At 71.6% G+C, this 18912-nt stretch carries 13 protein-coding genes and 1 riboswitch; of the genes, 10 read left to right on the top strand and 3 right to left on the bottom strand.

Going from position 1 to position 18912, the window contains the following annotated elements; translation table 11 throughout:
* Positions 1 to 21: 21 nt before the first annotated feature.
* On the bottom strand, positions 22 to 1680 hold the full coding sequence (locus ACIB24_RS01170; RefSeq protein WP_398273947.1) for an FAD-dependent oxidoreductase: 1659 nt from the start codon (positions 1678 to 1680) through the stop codon (positions 22 to 24).
* Between the two features lie 89 nt (positions 1681 to 1769).
* Between ACIB24_RS01170 and ACIB24_RS01165 the strand changes: the two genes are divergently transcribed.
* The 3 genes from ACIB24_RS01165 to ACIB24_RS01155 all read left to right on the top strand — a co-directional run bounded on the left by ACIB24_RS01165 (position 1770) and on the right by ACIB24_RS01155 (position 6133).
* Positions 1770 to 2534, top strand: a complete 765-nt coding sequence (locus ACIB24_RS01165; protein WP_398273944.1) for an alpha/beta hydrolase — start codon at positions 1770 to 1772, stop codon at positions 2532 to 2534.
* 87 nt (positions 2535 to 2621) lie between these two features.
* Complete coding sequence (locus ACIB24_RS01160; RefSeq protein WP_398273941.1) at positions 2622 to 5240, top strand: circularly permuted type 2 ATP-grasp protein; 2619 nt, start codon at positions 2622 to 2624, stop codon at positions 5238 to 5240.
* Entirely contained in the window at positions 5237 to 6133 is an 897-nt protein-coding gene (locus ACIB24_RS01155; protein ID WP_398273938.1) for a transglutaminase family protein, read from the top strand. Before ACIB24_RS01160 ends, ACIB24_RS01155 begins: the two co-directional genes overlap by 4 nt.
* A 46-nt stretch (positions 6134 to 6179) precedes the next feature.
* On the opposite strand, the gene ACIB24_RS01150 is transcribed toward ACIB24_RS01155, so the two are convergent.
* The gene (locus ACIB24_RS01150; protein ID WP_398273936.1) at positions 6180 to 6857 is read right to left on the bottom strand and encodes a hypothetical protein; all 678 of its coding nucleotides are present in this window, start codon (positions 6855 to 6857) and stop codon (positions 6180 to 6182) included.
* Positions 6858 to 6901: 44 nt separating this feature from the next.
* A riboswitch (SAM riboswitch) is annotated at positions 6902 to 7015 on the bottom strand.
* 203 nt (positions 7016 to 7218) lie between these two features.
* On the opposite strand from ACIB24_RS01150, the gene ACIB24_RS01145 reads away from it, so the two are divergent.
* The 3 genes from ACIB24_RS01145 (at position 7219) to ACIB24_RS01135 (ending at position 9472) form a co-directional block, all read left to right on the top strand.
* The gene (locus ACIB24_RS01145; protein WP_398273934.1) at positions 7219 to 8103 is read left to right on the top strand and encodes a sulfurtransferase; all 885 of its coding nucleotides are present in this window, start codon (positions 7219 to 7221) and stop codon (positions 8101 to 8103) included.
* A gap of 118 nt (positions 8104 to 8221) precedes the next feature.
* Positions 8222 to 8725 carry a 1-acyl-sn-glycerol-3-phosphate acyltransferase gene (locus ACIB24_RS01140; RefSeq protein WP_398273932.1) on the top strand — a complete coding sequence of 168 codons (504 nt, stop codon included), beginning with the start codon at positions 8222 to 8224 and terminating at the stop codon, positions 8723 to 8725.
* 9 nt (positions 8726 to 8734) lie between these two features.
* Positions 8735 to 9472 carry a hypothetical protein gene (locus tag ACIB24_RS01135; RefSeq protein WP_398273929.1) on the top strand — a complete coding sequence of 246 codons (738 nt, stop codon included), beginning with the start codon at positions 8735 to 8737 and terminating at the stop codon, positions 9470 to 9472.
* A gap of 81 nt (positions 9473 to 9553) precedes the next feature.
* Here ACIB24_RS01135 and ACIB24_RS01130 read toward each other — a convergent pair whose 3' ends face one another.
* Positions 9554 to 12079: a DEAD/DEAH box helicase gene (locus tag ACIB24_RS01130; RefSeq protein WP_398273927.1), complete on the bottom strand. Its 2526-nt coding sequence runs from the start codon at positions 12077 to 12079 to the stop codon at positions 9554 to 9556.
* Positions 12080 to 12192: 113 nt separating this feature from the next.
* On the opposite strand from ACIB24_RS01130, the gene ACIB24_RS01125 reads away from it, so the two are divergent.
* From ACIB24_RS01125 to ACIB24_RS01110, 4 genes are read left to right on the top strand one after another with little or no spacing between them, the layout of a single operon-like run.
* Positions 12193 to 13467: a DUF6716 putative glycosyltransferase gene (locus ACIB24_RS01125; protein WP_398273924.1), complete on the top strand. Its 1275-nt coding sequence runs from the start codon at positions 12193 to 12195 to the stop codon at positions 13465 to 13467.
* Entirely contained in the window at positions 13464 to 15458 is a 1995-nt protein-coding gene (locus tag ACIB24_RS01120) for a glycosyltransferase (protein ID WP_398273922.1), read from the top strand. The genes ACIB24_RS01125 and ACIB24_RS01120 overlap by 4 nt, the downstream gene beginning before the upstream one ends.
* Positions 15455 to 17602, top strand: a complete 2148-nt coding sequence (locus ACIB24_RS01115; RefSeq protein WP_398273919.1) for an acyltransferase family protein — start codon at positions 15455 to 15457, stop codon at positions 17600 to 17602. Before ACIB24_RS01120 ends, ACIB24_RS01115 begins: the two co-directional genes overlap by 4 nt.
* Entirely contained in the window at positions 17599 to 18834 is a 1236-nt protein-coding gene (locus tag ACIB24_RS01110; protein WP_398273916.1) for a DUF6716 putative glycosyltransferase, read from the top strand. Before ACIB24_RS01115 ends, ACIB24_RS01110 begins: the two co-directional genes overlap by 4 nt.
* Positions 18835 to 18912: the final 78 nt, after the last annotated feature.

The following is an 18912-nucleotide window of genomic DNA, read 5'->3' as shown; positions in this document are numbered from 1 at the left end:
CGTCCGTCGACTCGACCAACTTCACGTCAAGGCCAGGTATTGGTGCACCAGGGTCACGGCCATCGCGCCCTCACCCACCGCCGAGGCCACCCGCTTCACCGACGTGGCCCGCACGTCGCCGGCCACGAACACCCCGGGGATGCTCGACTCCAGCGGCCACGGGTCGCGTTCGGGCTCCCACCCCTTGGGCCGCGCCCCGGCGTCCAGCAGGTCGGTGCCCGTCTTCACGAAACCGGAACCGTCCCGGGTCAATTCCTCGGGCAGCCAGTCGGTGCGCGGGGCGGCGCCGATGAAGATGAACAGGTGGGCGCAGGTGACCGTCTCCGTCTCGCCGGTCGGGTTGTGCCGCAGCACGATCCGGTCCAGGTGGTCGGAGCCGGCGCACTCGGCCACCTCGGTGCACGTGCGCACCTCGATGTTGTCGATGGCCTCGATCTGCTGGATCAGGTAGTGGCTCATGGTCCGTTCGAGGTTCGGACCGCGCACGGCGATCGTCACCTTCGCGGCGTAGCGCGAGAAGAACACCGCGGCCTGGCCGGCCGAGTTGGCCCCGCCGACGATCACCACGTGCTCGCCCTCGCAGGCGCTGGCCTCGGTGGCCGCCGAGCCGTAGTAGACGCCCCGGCCGACGAAGTCGTCGGCGCCCGCGGCGTCGAGGTGCCGGTACGAGACCCCGGTCGAGAGCAGGACCGCGTGCGCGGAGATGCACGTGCCGTCGTCCAGGTGCACCTTGCGTTGCGGGCCGGTCGCCTCCAGCCCGACCACCTTGCGGGCGGTCAGGAGCTCGGCGCCGAACCGGCTGGCCTGCCGCCGGGCCCGGTCGGTCAGCTGGCTGCCGCTGACCCCCTCCGGGAACCCGAGATAGTTCTCGATCCGCGAGCTCTGGCCGGCCTGACCACCCGTGGCCAGCCGTTCGACCAGCACCGTGCGCAGGCCCTCCGACGCCCCGTACACCGCCGCGCCCAGCCCCGCGGGGCCCCCGCCGACGATCACGAGGTCGTAGAAGTCGCCCGTCGGTTCGGTCGAGAGGCCCACCTGGGCGGCGACATCCGCGATGGTCGGCTGCACCAGGGGCTCACCGGACTCGGTCAGCACGACCGGCACGGCGTCCTCGTCGAGCCCCGCGGCCTTCAGCAGCGCCTGACCCTCGGCGTCCTCGGAGGTGTACCACCGGTAGGGCACCCCGCTGCGGGCCAGGAAGTCGCGGATCTCGTACGACTGCGGTGACCAGCGGTGCCCGATGATCCGGGTCTCGGTGATCTCCCGCTCGCCGGTGGCCTTCCACATCTCGATCAGGCTGTCGAGCACCGGGTAGAGCTTCTCCTCCGGCGGTTCCCACGGCTTGAGCAGGTAGTGGTCGACGTCGACGAGGTTGATCGCCTCGATCGCCGCGTCCGTGTCGGCGTAGGCGGTGAGCAGGGCGCGGCGGGCCTGCGGGAACAGGTCCATCGCCTGCTCCAGGAACTCGATGCCGGTCATCCCGGGCATCCGGTAGTCGGCCAGCAGCACGGCGACCCGGTCGCCCCGCAGCCGGACCTCGCGCAGTGCCTCCAGTGCGGCGTCGGCCGAGTCGGCACGCACCACCCGGTAGTCGTCGCCGTAGCGGCGCCGCAGGTCACGCGCCACGGCGCGGGACACCGACGGGTCGTCGTCCACGGTCAGCAGGATGGGCTTGCCCAAGCGGAGCCTCCGAGATAGCGGCAGCGTCTCTGATCGACAAGTCGAGTATGGTCCCCGACATTCCACCCCCACCACCGGGAGGCCCGGCAGTGTTCGACGCCCTGGTCGACGCAGGCCTGCGTACCACCGGGCTGGTGTTCCCGGGCGCGGCCCGCGAGGTCACCGACCCGGGGCTCGCCCCGGGGGAGGAGCTGGTCCGGACGGCGACCGCCGCCTCGGGTGAGGAGGTCGCCCTGGTCACGCGGCCCGGTCCGGGCCACCGGGCCACCGTGTTCCTGTACGGCAACGCCATGGTGATGGCCGACACCGGCCCGGTCCGACGGGTGCTCGGCGACGACAGGGCGACGGTGGTGTGCGTCGACTACGTCGGGTACGGGTTGTCGCCCGGGACGCCGGGGGAGGGCGGCTGCTACCGGGCCGCGCACGCCGCCTTCGACCACGCCGAGTCGCTGGTGGGCGCGGGGAACGTCGACGTCGTGGGCTGGTCGTTGGGCAGCGCGGTGGCCCTGGAGCTGGCCACCCGCCGGTCCCCGGGCCGGCTCGTGCTGCTGTCGCCGATGAGCGGGGTGTCCGGGTACGTGCTGTCCCCGCTCCGCCTGCAGGGCACGCCCCTGCGCCGGCTCGGGCCGTTCGCCGGGGTGGGCCGCGCGGCCCGGGTGCGCTGCGACGTCCTGCTGGTCAGCGGCACGGACGACCGGCTCACCCCCACCTGGATGGCCCGGGACCTGGCCGCGCAGTTCGAGCGGCGCCCCGGCCTGCGCACGGAGCTCATGCTGGTCGACGGGGCCCAGCACAACGACCTGTTCTCGTACCCCCAGGTCTGGCGCCGGACGCTGTCCTTCCTCTCCTCGTGATCACGAACTCGTCCATGATCACGATTGAGGGGCGGGTGTGACGGACCTCCTTCGCAATCACGGACGCCAACCAGGACAATCACCCGGGTGACCGCCGCACCGCTGGAGCAGCACCCCGACGACGGGAGCGTGCTCGAGGGGTACCGGACCCGCCGCTACGCCCACCCCGAGCTGCGCGGGGCCGACGAACTCCTCGACCCCGACGGCGACGTACGCAGCGGCTGGCGCGACCTGGCGGCCGCGGTCGACCTGCTCGGCACCTCCGGGCTGCAGGCCCGCATCGGTCAGGTCCGGCGGCTGCTGCAGGACGACGGGGTCACCTACGCGCCGGGCGACGAGACCGTGTTCGGCGGGTGGCGGCTCGACCCGTTGCCCACGATCGTGTCGGGCCCCGAGTGGGACGAGCTGGCGGCCGGCCTGGCCCAGCGCGGCGCCCTGCTCGACGCGGTCCTCGCCGACGTCTACGGCGAGCGGCGGCTGATCCGCGAGGGCCTGCTGCCGCCCGAGGTCGTCTACGGGCACAGCGGGTTCCTGCGCCAGTGCGACGGCATCCTGCTGCCGGGCGACCACCAGCTGATCCTCGCCGCCACCGACCTCGTGCGCCGCCCCGAGGGCTGGTACGCCCTGGGCGACCGGGCCCAGGCGCCGTCCGGGTCCGGCTACGCGATGCAGAACCGGCGGATCGTCTCGCGGGTGATGCCGGCGTTGTACCGGGACACCCAACTCCGCCGGCTGCGCTCGTTCTTCCACACCCTGCGCTCGGCGTTGCAGGCCGTCGCGCCCCGGCCGGGCGAGATGCCGCGGGTGGTCATCCTGACCCCGGGGGCGCCGAGCGAGACGTCGTTCGAGCACGCCTTCCTGTCCAGCCTCCTCGGCTTCCCGCTGGTCGAGGGTCGGGACCTCCAGGTCCGCGACGAGCAGGTCTGGTTCCGCTCGCTCGGCCGTCCCGAGCGCGTCGACGTCGTCCTGAGAAGGGTCGACGGCTGGTTCTGCGACCCGCTGGAGCTGCGCGGCGACTCGCGGCTCGGCGTCCCGGGGCTGCTGCAGGCCGCTCGGGCGGGCAACGTGAGCATCGTGAACCCGCCCGGCGCGGGCGTTCTCGAGAACGGCGGCCTCGTCCCGTTCCTGCCCCGGCTGGCCGAGGTCCTGCTCGACGAACCGCTGAAACTGCCCAGCGTGCCCACCTGGTGGTGCGGCCACGACGCGTCCCGCCGGCACGTGCTGGCCAACCTGGGCGAGCTCGTCGTCCGGCCGATCGCGCGCGGAGTGGGCCGCGCGAACCGGTTCGGCTGGGAGCTGTCGAGCCGGCAGCTGGCCGCGTTGCGGGCGCGGATCGAGGCCGAACCGCACAACTGGTCCGCCCAGGAGCGGCTGGAGATGAGCAGCACCCCGGTGGCCACCGCCGCCGGGCTCGAACCGCGCCGTCTGGTGCTGCGGGCCTTCGCCGTGGCCGGGCCCGACGGGTACACGCTGATGAACGGGGGGCTCGGCCGCGTGGGCGCCGAGGTGGCCAGCTACGACATCTCCAACCAGAGCGGGGCGTCGGCCAAGGACGTCTGGGTGCTGGCCGACTCCGACGTCGACCTGGCCGACCTGGCGGTCGTGCCCGCACCCCTGGTGCAGCAGCCCGGAGCCCCCGAGCTCGAGGTGCTGGACGACGTCCCGGTGGCCGCCGCCGCGACCGCGGCGGTTCCGGCCCGCGTCGCCGAGGACCTGTTCTGGCTCGGCCGGTACGCCGAGCGGGCGGAGGACGCGGCCCGGTTGCTGCGGGTCGCCTCCGACCTGGCCGCCGACCACGCGCACGCCCCGGGCAGCGTCGGGCACGGATCGATGACCCGGATGCTGCGGGCGCTGACCGGCGTCACCACCACCTTCCCCGGGTTCCTCGGCGAGGGTGCGGCCGAGCGCCTCGAGGAACCGGGCCCCGAGCTGCTGCGCCTGGCCGTCGACACCTTCCTGCCCGGGTCGCTCGCGCACGGGGTGCGGCACACGATCGAGGCCGCGTACGGCGTCCGGGAGCTGCTGTCCACGGACACGTTCCTGGTGCTGTCGGGCATGGAGCGGGCGCTGCACGAACTGGCCCAGCGCGAGGAACCCGAGCTGTACCTGCAGCCGGCCACCTCCCGCGTGTTGGAGGGGCTGCTGGCCCTGTCGGGGCTGGCCGCGGAGAGCATGGTCCGCGACGGAGGCTGGTTCGTGATGGACGCCGGGCGCCGGATCGAGCGCTCGCTGCAGCTGGTGCAGCTGCTGCGGCACGCGCTGGACCCGCAGCTGGGGGGCGCCGAACCGCTGGACGGCGAGGAACTGGTGCTGGAGTCGGTGCTGATCGCCGCCGAGTCGGTGATCACGATGCGCCGCCGGGTGCCGGGCCGGCCGCGGGCCCAGGCCGTGCTCGACCTGCTGCTGGTCGACCCCGACAACCCGCGTGGCCTGGCCCACCAGCTCGACGCCCTGGATGCCGACCTGGCCGGGCTCGAGGCCGGGCTGGCCGGCTCCCGCGACCTGCCCGAGCTGGACGCCGCGCGGGCGCTGGTGGCCGGGGGCGTCGTCGTCGGGGAGGCGGCCGACGACCGGACGGCGCTGCTGGCCCGGCTCGAGGAGCTGTCCGGCGTCCTGTCCGACCTCGGCTACGCGGTCGCGCGCACCTACTTCGCCCGCGTGCTGCCGCCGCGACCGCTGGCCGTGGACGGCCGGGAGACGCGATGAGCGAGACCACCGCGCGGACCTACCGTGTGCGGCACGTGACGACGTACGAGTACGAGGACGACGTCACCTCCTCCTACGGCTGGGCCTACCTGACCCCGCGCGACGCCCCGGGCCAGCAGGCGCTGTCCGCCGAGGTGACGGTGGCCCCCGCCGGGCTGGTGGCGAACGGGCAGCCGGATTTCTTCGGCAACCACGCCTCGTACTTCGAGGTGCACACGCCGCACCGGAAGCTCGTGGTGACCGCCGAGAGCCGCGTGGTCGTCGACCGGCCACGGTTCGAGCTGGCCACGCTGGACGACGTGCGCTGGGACGAGGTCGGGCCGTACGAGCCGTTCGCGGACGTTCCGGACGCCCCGATGCTGGCCGCGCACTACCGGCTGGAGTCGCCCCGCTTGGCCATCGAGCCCGTGGCCACCCTCGCCCGCTCGTGGTTCACCCCCGGCCGGCCCCTCGGGGAGGCGCTGCACGCGCTGGTGCACGGCATCTACGCGGGGTTCCGGTACCGCTCCGGGGTGACCACCGTGACGTCGTCACTGTCGGAGGTGCTGGCCCGCCGGGAGGGCGTCTGCCAGGACTTCGCGCACATCGCGGTCGCCGCCATCCGCTGGGCCGGCCTGCCCGCGCGCTACGTCAGCGGGTACGTCGAGACCACGCCGCCGCCCGGCCAGCCGAAGCTGCAGGGCGCCGACGCCTCGCACGCCTGGGTCTCGGTGCTGGTGCCGGGCATCGGCTGGGTCGACCTGGACCCGACCAACGACGGGGTCGTCGACTCGGCCTACGTGGTGACCGCGTGGGGCCGGGAGTACACGGACGTGCCGCCGCTGAAGGGCGTGATCTTCACGGAGTCGGCCAACAGCACGCTCAGCGTCGCGGTGGACGTCGAACGCCTCTAGATCGCGCTCGGAATCCGACACGTTCGTGTGGGATTCGGGGCGCGATTCAGGCGGTGGCCTCGACGCGGGCCGGCGGCAGGCCGAGGACGCCGCGCAGGGTCTTGGACTCGTAGCCGCGGCGGAAGGCGTCGTTCTCCAGCAGAGCCGGGATGACCGCGCGGGTCAGAACCTCGAGCTCGTCGAGGCCGTCGGCCCGGACGCGGAAACCGTCGAGCCCCGTGCGCTGCCAGCCCTGCAGGCGGGAGGCCAGGCCGGCGGCGGGCCCGGACAGCAGCGGGAGGCCGTCGTCGGCGGTGCCCAGGTGCAGGTCGGTGCCGAGGCCCAGGCGCAGGTCGGCGAACACCAGAAGCTTCTCCGTGGGCCGCGGCGACCCGGCCCGCAGCTCGCGCAGGGCCGACACCGCGGGGGGCGTCTGCTCCGGCGTGGCGACGACGGTGAAGGCGATGTCCGCCTCGGCGACCGCCTCGGCGGGGTCGTCCCCGACGACGCAGGCCCGCACCTCGGTGCCCGGACCACCCGCCCCCGGGGCGGGTTCGAGCTCGAGTCGGCGGACGTCGTCCGCGCGGGTGATCAGCAGGCCCACCTTGGCCCTGAGCCCGAGGTCCGTCGCGCTCGCGGGAAGCGTGACGAAGTCGAGGCGGGCCCGCTCAGCCGCCTCCACCAGCGCCGGCAGGTCCGCCTCGGGACAGCCGTCGAGGGCGACGGCCAGTCTCAGGGGCGTCACGCAGGGCATGGCGGGCGTCCTTCGTCGGTCAGGGACCCGCAGGGAGTCCGCGCTTGCCGCGCTCACCTCGAGCACGGCCCGGTCCTCACCCGGAGCACCCCACCGCGGAGGAGGGTTGCCGACCAGCGAGCCGGGGCTTGGCGCTGGTTCTCATGACCGCCGTCGATGATACGGGCGTCTCACGGACCGGACAAGACCGGCGATTAGTCGACTGGATCACTCCACATTGACGGGCGGATGACGCCGTGGTTACGGTCTGCGGCATCGGGCGGTCTACGGTCCTGACCACGGCATGAGAGTTGCCGCAGCGGTCGTGTCCCTGGTCGCGCCCGGCTTCCGACTTATCGATCAAGGAGATCCGATGGCCCTGCCCCACGACGACGACCCGAAGCTCGCCGAGTACGCGCACCCCGAGCGGCTCGTCACCACCGACTGGCTCGCCAAGAACCTCGGCACCCCCGGCCTCGTGGTCGTCGAGTCCGACGAGGACGTGCTGCTGTACGACAGCGGCCACATCCCCGGCGCGGTGAAGGTCGACTGGCACACGGAGCTCAACGACCAGACCACCCGCGACTACCTGGACGGTGAGCAGTTCGCGAAACTTCTCTCCGAGAAGGGCATCTCGCGCGACTCGACGGTTGTCATCTACGGCGACCGGAACAACTGGTGGGCCGCCTACGCCCTCTGGGTGTTCTCGCTGTTCGGCCACCCGGACGTGCGCCTGCTGGACGGCGGCCGCGCGGCCTGGATCGCCGAGGACCGCGAGTTGTCGACCGAGGTGCCGTCGCTGCCGGCGGCCGACTACCCGGTCGTCGAGCGCGACGACTCGACCATCCGCGCCTTCAAGTCCGAGGTGCTGGAGCACCTCGGCAAGCCGCTGGTCGACGTCCGCTCCCCCTCCGAGTACTCGGGCGAGACGACCCACATGGCCGACTACCCGCAGGAGGGTGTGCTGCGCGGCGGTCACATTCCGGGTGCGGCGTCGGTCCCGTGGGCGCGGGCCGCGGCCGAGGACGGCCGGTTCAAGGGCCGCGCCGACCTGGAGGCCATCTACCTGCAGGAGCAGGGCCTGAAGGCCGACGACGACGTGATCGCCTACTGCCGCATCGGTGAGCGCTCCAGCCACACGTGGTTCGTGCTCACCCACCTGCTGGGCTTCTCGAACGTCCGCAACTACGACGGCTCGTGGACCGAGTGGGGCAACAGCGTGCGAGTGCCGATCGTGAAGGGCAGCGAGCGAGGCTGACGTCACGTTCACCCGTCTGGCTCAGTGAGGCGGCCCGGCTAGGGTCGGTGCGATGAGGATTCGTGCCGCCCTTGCCCGGGCCGCTTTCCGTTTGTCGCGGTTCACCAAGGTGGGGACGGTGCCCCGCAACGGCATCTTCATCGGGGCCCCGCACACCTCGAACTGGGACTTCGTGCTGGCCCTGATGCTGCTCTGGCACGACCGGGTGCCGCCGCACATCCTGGTCAAGAAGGAGTTCTTCCGCTGGCCGTTCGGCTACGTGATGCGCGGGCTCGGCTGCGTGCCGGTGGACCGGTCGCACCCGGGTGGGATGGTCGGGCAGCTCGCGGAGATGGCCGGTGGGCGCGAGGATTTCACGGTGGTCGTGGCGGCCGAGGGCACGCGCAGCAAGGGTGAGTACTGGAAGTCCGGGTTCTACCGGCTGGCGCTGGAGACCGGGCTGCCGGTGACGCTCGGCTTCGTCGACGGGCCGTCGCGGACGACGGGCACGGGGCCGAGCGTGACCATGACCGGCGACGTGAAGGCCGACATGGACGTGCTGCGGGAGTTCTACGCCGACAAGCGGGGCCTGAAACCCCGGCACCGCACCGAACCGCGTCTGCGCGACGAGCTGGATGGATAGGCTGCGGCAATGGACGGTGACGTCACTGCTGCCCTGGTCACCGGAGGGCTCGGGCTGGTGGTCGCGGTGGGCAGCGGCATCCGCTCCGAACTGAACAGTCGGCGTCAGGTACGAGTCGATGCGGACCTCGAGAAGTTGCGCAGCGAGCTGGAACTGGCTCGGAATGAACTCGTCAGACAGCAGGCGGACGTCGAGCTGTTCGACCAGTACAGGCGTCCCCTGCTCGCCGCGGCCGTCGAACTGACCCGCCGCCTCGGCAACATCCGCCATCGCAACTTCGACATCTACCTGCGCACCAGTGGTCGTCGCGGTGAACTTGCCGTGCTCACCACGCTCTACCGACTGGCCAGCTACCTGGGCTGGCGCGAGGTCATCACCCGCGAGCGGGCCTATCTGCGACACCCTGACGACGCCAAGGCATCGACGCTGGTGAGACAGCTCGAGGATGTCGCGACCCAGTTGTCGAGCGATGGCCCCGGCTTCGGGACCGAGCTCATGCTCTGGAAGGACGAACAGCGGGCCGTGGGTGGGTTAATGATCTTTGGCGAAAATCCCTCTCGCATCATCGGTTTCGAGCAATTTGTCGAGGACTACGATCAGGTGTTCGCGCCGTGGCTGGGGGACTTCGCCGGTGTTCTGCTTCGACCGGATGTCGCTGAGCACCCCAGGCTGCTGGCTCTGGGGGAGAGCCTGGACCGTCTGATCGAGGAGCTGGACGCCAGCCACTACTTCAGTGGTCGCTACTAACGGCGAGGCCCATACTCCCCTTAACCCCGGATAAGAGCTCCATCAACGGCTCTTACTGGTGGATAACGGGAGCATGAGCAGTCAGACGCCGTCGAGGCGACCGACGGACGTGACCGTGACGACGGCGGCGCCGGCCTCGTCGGACGCCGCCAGGTCGACGGTCGCGCTGATCCCCCAGTCGTGGTCGCCGGCCGGGTCGTCGAAGATCTGCCGGACCGTCCAGGCGCTCGAACCCCGTTCGAGCAGGAACAGTTTCGGGCCGCGGGCGTCGGGGCCGGTGGGCAGCTCGTCGTGCTCGTCCCAGTAGCCGTCCATCGCGTCCGCCCAGGCGTCGGCACCCCAACCGGCCTCCACGTCGAGCGCGCCGAGCTCGTCGTACCTCTCCCGGGCGGCCAGCTCGACCCGGCGGAACAGGGCGTTGCGGACGAGAACGGTGAACGCGCGGAGGTTCTGCGTGACCGGGGGCGGCCCGGTGAGGTGCGTCGGTGACGCCGCGATCGCCTCGGGGCCGGGGGAGCGCAGCGACTCCCACTCGTCGATCAGGCTGGAGTCGGTCTGGCGCACGAGTTCCCCGAGCCACTCCGTCAGGTCGTTCAGTTCGTCGGTGCGGGCCGACTCGGGCACGGTCTGTCGCAGTGCCTTGACGACGTCCGAGAGGTAGCGCAGCAGAAGGCCTTCCGAGCGGGCCAGGCCGTAGAACGACACGTACTCGGCGAACGTCATGGCCCGCTCGTACATGTCCCGGACGACCGACTTCGGCGTCGGCTCGAAGTCGGCCACCCAGGGGTGCCCCTGGCGGTAGATCTCGAAGGTGCCCTCGATCAGGTCCCGCAGCGGTTGCGGGTGGGTCACCTCCTCGAGCAGTTCCATCCGCTCCTCGTACTCGATGCCCTCGGCCTTCATCTCCGCAACGGCCTCGCCCCGGGCCTTGAACTGCTGCGAACTGAGCACGGGCCGCGGGTTCTCGATGGTCGCCTCGACGACCGAGACCACATCCAGCGCATAGGTTTCCGACTCCGGATCGAGCACCTCGAAGGCGGCCAGCGCGAACGGCGACAGCGGCTGGTTGAGGGCGAAGTTCTCCTGGAGGTCGACGGTCAGGCGCACGGTGCGGCCGGTCTCGTCCGGCTCGGGGAGCACCTCGATCACCCCGGCCGTCAGCAGCGCGTCCCAGATCTCCTCGGCCCGGGCCAGGTGCCGTTCCTTGGCGGCCGGCTCCTCGTGCGAGGTCTCGATCAGGTTCTTCAACGTCTCGAAGGTGTCACCCGGGCGGGCCAGCAGGTTCAGCACCATCGAGTGGGTGACGGCGAAGGACGAGCTCAACGGCTCGGGCGGCGACGTCGAGAGCCGTTCGAAGGTCTGGCGGGTCCACGAGACCGAACCCTCCGGCGGCTTCTTCCGGACGATGCGTTTCTTCTTCTTCTCGTCGTCCCCGGCCCGGGCCAGCAGGCGCTCGTTCTCGACCTCGTGGTCGGGGGCCTGGACGACGACGGTGCCGGCGGTGTCGTAGCCGGCCCGGCCCGCGCGGCCGGCGACCTGCAGGAACTCACGTACCTTCAGGTGCCGCTGCCGGGTGCCGTCGAACTTCGTCAGCCCGCTGAGCACCACCGTGCGGATCGGCACGTTGATGCCCACGCCGAGCGTGTCGGTGCCGCAGATGACCGTGAGCAGCCCGGCCTGGGCGAGCGTCTCGACGAGGCGCCGGTAGCGGGGGAGCATGCCGGCGTGGTGCACGCCGACCCCGTGGCGCAACAGCTTCGAGAGCACCTTGCCGAACCCGGCGTTGAACCGGAAGTCGCCGATCGCCTCGGCGATCCGGTCGCGCTGCCCGCGGCTGGCGACGTTGACGCTCGTCAGGGCCTGGGCCCGTTCCATCGCCGCGGCCTGGGTGAAGTGCACGACGTAGATCGGCGCGCGGTTGGTCTCCAACAACTCGGTCAGGGTGTCGTGCATCGGCGTCGTCGCGTACGAGAAGTACAGCGGCACCGGACGATCCGTGGACGAGATGAGCGTCGTCGTCCGGCCCGTGCGTTTCGTGAGGTCGTCGACGAACCGGCTCACGTCGCCGAGGGTCGCCGACATCAGCAGGAACTGCGCCTGCGGCAGCTCCAGCAGCGGCACCTGCCAGGCCCAGCCACGGTCGGGTTCGGCGTAGAAGTGGAACTCGTCCATCACGACCTGGCCGATGTCGGCCGTCGGCCCCTGCCGCAGGGCCTGGTTGGCCAGCACCTCGGCCGTGCAGCAGATGATCGGCGCGTCCGGGTTCACCGCGGCGTCACCGGTCAGCATGCCGACCCGCTCGGCGCCGAAGCTCTCGACCAGGGCGAAGAACTTCTCCGAGACCAGCGCCTTGATGGGTGCGGTGTAGAAGGTCCGCCGCCCGTCGGCCAGCGCGGCGAAGTGCGCCCCCGCCGCGACGAGGCTCTTCCCCGACCCGGTGGGCGTGGCCAGGATGACGTTCGAGCCGGTGACCAGCTCGATCAGCGCCTCCTCCTGGGCCGGGTAGGGCTCCAGGCCCTGCTCACGCACCCACCCGACGAAGCTCTCGTAGACCTCGTCGGGGTCCGGGGTGGCCCCGGGTGCGGGCAGGCGGTCGTGGAGGGACATGGTGCATCCCATGCTGCCCTACGGCGAGGACGCCGGGTGAATTCGGTGCCGGTACAGGTCGCGTTCACCTGGCGGCCATCTGTGCGCGGGGACGGACCGGAACCATCGCCGCAATGACCGTCCGCTCCGCGCTGCTCGTCGCCGCCTTCGATTCCCAGCTGAAGTGGGCGGCCGGCGTTCGGGGGGCCTTGGAGCAGCAGGGCTTCAGCTGCCGCACGGTCATCCCCTCCGACGTGCCGTCGGGCTTCTCCGAGCAGCAGCTGCTCGACTACGGCGGCGCCTCCGGGGTCGAGTCCCTGACCTGGGATCAGCTTCTCGCCCAGGCCAAGCGGGTGGACGTCGTCGTCCTGTCGGTGCAGGGCTCTTTCGTGTCCCGGTTCTGCCACGAGTTGCACGAGTGGAGCCTGCGTACCGGCGAGCGCGGCCCGATCACCGTCTCCGGTTGGGTCGGGGTCGTGCTGCGGGAGGTCACCGCCGGTTACCTGGACCGGTGCGCCACCGACGTCATCGCGGTGAACTCGCGCTCGGACGAGCGGACGTTCTCAGCCGTGGCCGCCCGGCTCGGCATCCCCACGGACAACCTGGTGCTGTCCGGGCTGCCGCTGCTGGCGGGCAGCGCCCACCACGTGCCGGACGACGGCCCGATCGGCACCGTGCTGTACGCGGACCAGCCCACCATGCCCTCGGCCCGCCGCGACCGGCTGTACATCTACCAGCGGCTGGTCGACTACGCGCGGGCCCACCCGGACCGTACCGTCGTGCTGAAGCCCCGCACCCGCCCGGGCGAGGAGACCATCCACCGGATGAGGTTCCACCCGGAGGTTCTGCTCGAGGGGGTGGAGCTGCCGGCCAACTTCTCGATCGACTACACGCCCATCGTGGAGCGGCTGGCGACCCTCGACCTGATGCTGACCGTCTCCTCGACGGCGGCGCTGGAGGCCGTCGGGGCCGGCGTGCGCACGGCCTTCGTCTCCGACCTCGGCGTCCGGGAGCCGCTGGGCAACCACATCTTCCTCGGCTCAGGGCTGCTGCGGACGTTCGACCAGATCTCCGCCGATGATCTCGGCAAGCCGGAACCGGACTGGGTGGACGACTACTTCGTCGCCGTGGACGACGTGAGCCCGGTGCTGCGGCTGGCCGCCCGCGTGATCGAGCTGCTGGAGTCGGGCGACGAGCGGCCGGGGGAGAAGGTCCGCCGGTCGACCTTCTTCGCGTCGCAGTACGAGTTGTTCGACTGGCGGCGGGAGCAGGAACGGATCGAGGCGGCGATGCCACGGCCGCGCTTCACCGGGCTTCGACGTCGGGGCCGCCTGCTCGGGCAGGCCCTCCTTCCCTCGCGCCGGCTCCTGGACCGCCTCGGTCGCAACGTCTCCCAGGAGGGCCGGTGAGCGGGACGTCGACCCGCGCGCGGGCGCGTTCGCTCGCTCGCGCCGTGCTCCGGCCGGTCCTGCCGTTCCTGCCCGCCCGGGCCCGGGCCGCGGTCAGGAGGCAGGCCGCCCGTACCGCCCCGCCCCGGCGCCTCGCCTTCGACGACCACCGATGGGCCGTCGAGCTGGCGGATGACCCGCTCTTCACGGACCCGGAGGGTGGTCGGGCGGCGCGTCTGGAGGCCGAGTCGGCGTCGCCGGGGGAGTACCTCCGCCACATCAAGCTGGCGCGGATCACTCTCGAGTTGCGAGCGCCCGAGGTGGAGTCCATCCGTGAGCACGGCATCGTCCGGCTCCAGGTCGAGAAGCTCTACCGGAGTGAGATGCCGCCGCCCGGGGTCGCTTTCGTGACGGTGACCAATGACAAGTACGCCCCCGGGGTCGAGGCCCTGGTCCTCAGTCTGCAGCGTCAGTATCCCGGGATGACCAACGACGTGGTCGTCTTCCACGACGAGAGCCTCTCCGAGCTGAGCCGGGGGCGGCTGCGGCGCATCCACCCGCAGGTCCGGTTCGAGGCGCGGTCCACACGGCGGTACGACGTGGGCCAGATCGGTGACTCCCTGAACCACCGGCGGGTCGGCCTGCTCGGCTACCTCTCCATCGAGTGCCTGGCGCTCGACGAGTACGAACGGGTGATCCTGCTCGACGCCGACACCGTCGTGCTGGGCGACCTGTCCCGGCTGTGGCGAGGCGACGCGATCTGCGCCGTGCCCGACCACGGTCTCCTGCCGTTCGGCATGGTGGCCGGAGTCACCGGCCGTCCGGTGATCAACAGCGGGATGCTCTCGTTCCCACGCCATGAGCTGGGCGCGGCCGCGCTGTCCGCGGCGCTGGAGCTGCTGCCGCGGATGCACGAGCCGGTAGACCTCATGCTCGACAACTTCGCGGATCAGAAGTTCTGGAACCTCTACCTCGCCCACCGTGAGGTCGACTTCGTCCCGGTCAACTACAACGCCAACCGGGCGCTGGTCGACAAGCACTTCCCCGACGTCCTGCCGGACGTCGCGCTCCTGCACATGACCGGTCCGAAGCCCTGGTACGTGTTCTCCGACCAGAACCTGGTCCGCTCGGACGAGCGCGAACGCCTCGCCAAGGTCCAGCCCGCCGGCCGGGCGTCGTTCGCACTGTGGAACCAGCTCTACCTGGGTGGGATCACCCGATCGCGGATCAACAGCTTCCACGCCGAGTGCGGGCCGGACCTGGCCGATCTCGCGGGGACGGCGGCCGGCCGACCGGCCGTGCTGATCGGCAACGGGCCTTCCCTCCAGGTCACAGACCTGACCCCTTTCGAGGGCTTCGAGAAGTTCGCCTTCAACTGGTTCGTGCACCACGACCGCTTCGACGAGATCCGGCCCGATCACCTGGTTCTCGCCTCGCACATGTTCTACGGCGGCTGGCACACCACCCGCCCGGCGTTCCCCGCCGAGTTCCTGACCGTCCTCACCGCCCACGAGCACCGGCCGCGGCTGTGGACGAGCTACTACTTCAAGGACCTCGTCGAGGCCACACCCGAACTGTCCGGGTACGACGTCTCCTACTTCCTGTTCGAGAAGCCGTTCAAGGTCCCGGTCGGACGCCGGGGCGAGGTCGGGCTGGACCTCCTGGCGCCGCTCACCGACGCGAACACGGGTGTGCTGACGGCCGGGGTGCCGATCGCGCTGCACCTCGGCTCGCGGGACCTCGTCCTCGTCGGCTGCGACTCGGACTACTCCAGTGCCAGCGGGTCGTACTTCTACGCCGCCGAGTCGCACACCTCGCGGACGACGGACGAGGGGCAGCTCGTGCGAACCTGGGCCGCGGGTGGCCCCGGTCAGCACGGGTACGCCCGCTACGCGGAGGAACTGAGCACGCGCGGCGTCACCCTGCGCGACGCGACGGTGGGCGGGAAGCTCACCGTCCTGCCGCGGATCGAACTCGCCGACGTCGCGTCCCTGGTGCCCGAGAACGCGTGAGCACCGCGACCCTCGCCCGCCGTTCCGCCGGTCCCGAACCAGGTCCGGGTCCTGGGACGGTCCAGGCCCCGGCAGGCCCCGGCTTCCTGCCCGGCGTCCAGGCGCTGCGGGCCGTCGCCGCGCTGCTCGTTGTCACGTTCCACCTCTGGCCCGGCGTCGTGCGCGGCGGATTCGCCGGCGTGGACGTGTTCTTCGTGATCTCCGGGTTCCTGATCACCGGGCACCTCGCCCGCGAGTTGGAGCGCACCGGGCGGGTGGGCCTGGTCGCCTTCTACGCCCGGCGGATGAAGCGGCTGTTGCCCGCCGCGCTGACCGTGCTGGCCACCTGCGTGGTGGGCACGATCCTGATCGAGCCGATCAGCCTCTGGAACCGGGCGCTGCAGGAGGTGCTGGCCTCGGCACTGTACGTCGAGAACTGGTCACTGGCGGCCGGTTCCGTCGACTACTTCGCCGCCGACGACCCGCCGACCGCCGCGCAGCACTACTGGTCGCTGTCGGTGGAGGAGCAGTTCTACATCGCCTGGCCGCTGCTGCTCCTGCTCGCGACCGGGCTCCTCGCCCGCCGGCTGCCGCGCCGAGGAGCCCCCGTCGCCGTGGCGGCGGTGATCGGGCTCGTCTCGTTCACCCACTCGGTGAGCGCCACCGGACCGGCGCAGTACTTCGACACCTTCACGCGGGCCTGGGAGTTCGCGGCCGGTGGGCTGCTCGCACTGAGTCTCGGAGCGGGCCGCCTGCCGCGGCGGGTGGCCGTCACGGTGCTGTGGGCGGGCTTGGCCGCCGTCCTCGGGGGCGGCCTGTGGTTGACGGAGTCGATGCGATTTCCCGGCTACCTCGCGCTGATCCCGGTCGGGGGCGCGGCCGCGGTGATCGCGGCCGGGACACCTGGCGGCCCGCTCTCGCCGTCCGCCGTCCTGCGCAGCCGTCTTGTGCAGTTCCTGGGGAACATCTCCTACGCGCTCTACCTGTGGCACTGGCCGCTGGTCGTCCTCTTCGGCCGGGAGGCGGGAACGACCGCGCCCAACGGGGTTCCGCGATGGGTGCTGCTCATGGGTTCGGTGGTCCTGGCCACGGCGTCGACGTACCTGATCGAGGCGCCGGTGCGGCGGCTGACGGTCCGGACCCGCCGCGGCCACCTGTTCACCCTCACCGCCGGGTTCACCGGGATGGCGGTGCTGGCCGCCGCCTGCCTGGCGGGTCAAGGGCACGCCGCCCGGGTCGAGGCAAGAGCGAGCGCGCAGGCCGCGGCGCTGCAGGAGAACCTGCCCGGCTGCTACGGCGCCCCCGCGCTCGACCCGTCCCGGCCGCAGTGCGCGGGCGCCGGCGACGACACGAACCCGGTGCCCTCCCCGGTCGCCGCCTTCGAGGACAAACCGAAGGCGTGCCTGCAGGACATCGGCCGGGCGGCACTGCGGGTCTGTGCTTTCGGGGCGTCGGCGAGTGCGGCGACGAGGACCGTTGCCGTGGTGGGTGACTCGCACTCGATGGCCTGGCTCGGAGCGCTGGAACCGGCCGCACATAGGCGCTCCTGGCGGCTCGTGGTGATCCAGAAGGGGTCGTGCCCGCTGATCGAGGCCGTCCGTCGAATGCCCGCCGGCCAGGCTGCGAGCTGCAGAGCGTGGAACGTGGCGCTCCACGGGTGGTTCCGGGTCAATCCGCAGGTGCACGAGGTGTTCGTCTCGGCCAGTTCCATGAACCAGTTCGTGCCCGCGCCCGGCAGGACCTGGCAACAGACGGCGGTGTCCGGTTACCTGGCCGCGTGGCGTTCCCTACCCGACTCCGTCCAGCGGATCGTCGTCCTGCGGGACGTGCCCCGGCCGCGCCCGGACGTCGTCACCTGCGCGGAACGAGCGGTGCGGAATCGCCAGAACGTGAACACCTGTGGCCGGCCGGAGGCGCAGGCGGTGCTGGGCGACCCGGAGGTGACGGCGGCTGCCGAGGCCGCCACCAGGACGAAGGAGAGCGTGGTCGGTCGTGATGTCGCGGTGATCAACCTGAATCGGCTGTTCTGCACCAACGGCTACTGCAGCCCGGCCGTAGGCGGAGTCTTCGTCTACCGGGACGGCCATCACATGACGAACACGTTCGCCGGCACGCTCGCGCCCTACCTGCTGGCCGCCTACGACAGGCTCGGTGACCTTCGATGACTTCCTCTGCGCCGCTGCGGGTTCTCGCCGTCGCCGAGTCGGACTCCTACCTGAAGTGGGCGGCCTCGCTCCTGGAACAGCTGGCCGGGAATCTCCCGCCCGGAGGCGTCTACGAGGTGGCGATTCCCCAGTCACCCATCCGTCCCTCGCTGAGTCAGATCGAATCGGCGCTGAGCGGGACGACGTTCGCCGGCTCCCGGCCGCCCGTGCTCAGCCCCGCGGCGCTGCGCCGCCGGGTCGACCGGGAGCGTCCGGACGCCGTGCTTCTCGCCTGCGCCGGGCCCACGGCGCTGGCCCTGCAGACCGAACTCGCCCGGGCCCGGCACCGGCCCGTGATCCTGGCCGGGATCCCGGGCATCGCCGTGCCGGCTCGCCGCAAGGCGTGGAACTTCCGCAGCGCCATCGACCTGATGGTCGTGCACAGCCACCGGGAGGTGCGGGACTACGACGCCAAACGCCGGCAGGTCGGGGCGCAGGCGCGGGTCGGCTTGGCCCGGCTCCCCTTTCTGCCCGGCCCGGACGGCACGGCGAGGGCGGCCGAGTCCGCCGGTGGCGCCGTGGTCTTCGCGACGCAGGGAAAGGTGCCCCTGCTGCGCGAGGACCGGCTGGCCGTCCTCCGCTCGCTGGCCCGGCTGGCGGTGGCGCGTCCGGACCTTCAGGTGATCGTGAAGACCCGAGGCGTCGCCGGTGAGTTCCACACGCACTACGAGGCCTATCACTACGGGGAACTGTGGCGGGAACTGGTCGGGGCCGGTGAGTTCGGCGGCGATGAACTCTCGTTCGCCGCCGGTTCCATGGCTGTTCACCTCCGATCCGCCGCAGCGCTCGTCACCGTCAGTTCGACGGCGGCGTTGGAGGCTGTGGCCATGGGTGTCCCTCTGCTGCTGGTGGACGAGTTCGGGATCAGCGAAGAAATGATCAACGAGGTATTCGTCGGCAGCGGATGCCTGGCCAGCCTCAAGAGCCTCGAGGCGGGCGAGTTCACCCTTCCCGACCCAGCCTGGCTGGTGGACAACTACTTTCACCCCGACGGCGACTCCACGTGGGTTGCCGACCTGCTTGAACTCGTGGAGCAGGCCAGGGCCGGCGCGCTGCCGCCGCTCGCCGGCCGGCTACCCGCGCGCCGCCATCGACGCGGTGTCCGACGGCAGCTCGACCGGCTCAGGCTCACGCCCCTCGGCAGCAGCCTGGCCCGAGCTCGGCGCCGGGCCCGCGAGGCACGCCAGCGCTGACCGTCCGCTGAGCGGGCTCCGCGCAAAGACGCCCACTTGTTTCCCTTCGTTCACATCGTTCTCGCGCCCCGGCCGTCT

This window comes from Spongisporangium articulatum, assembly GCF_044465595.1.
In the GTDB taxonomy this organism is placed as follows: Bacteria; Actinomycetota; Actinomycetes; order Actinomycetales; family Kineosporiaceae; genus Spongisporangium; species Spongisporangium articulatum.
The sequence above is the reverse complement of the archived record's forward strand: the minus strand, read 5'-3'. Positions and strand labels throughout refer to the sequence as shown.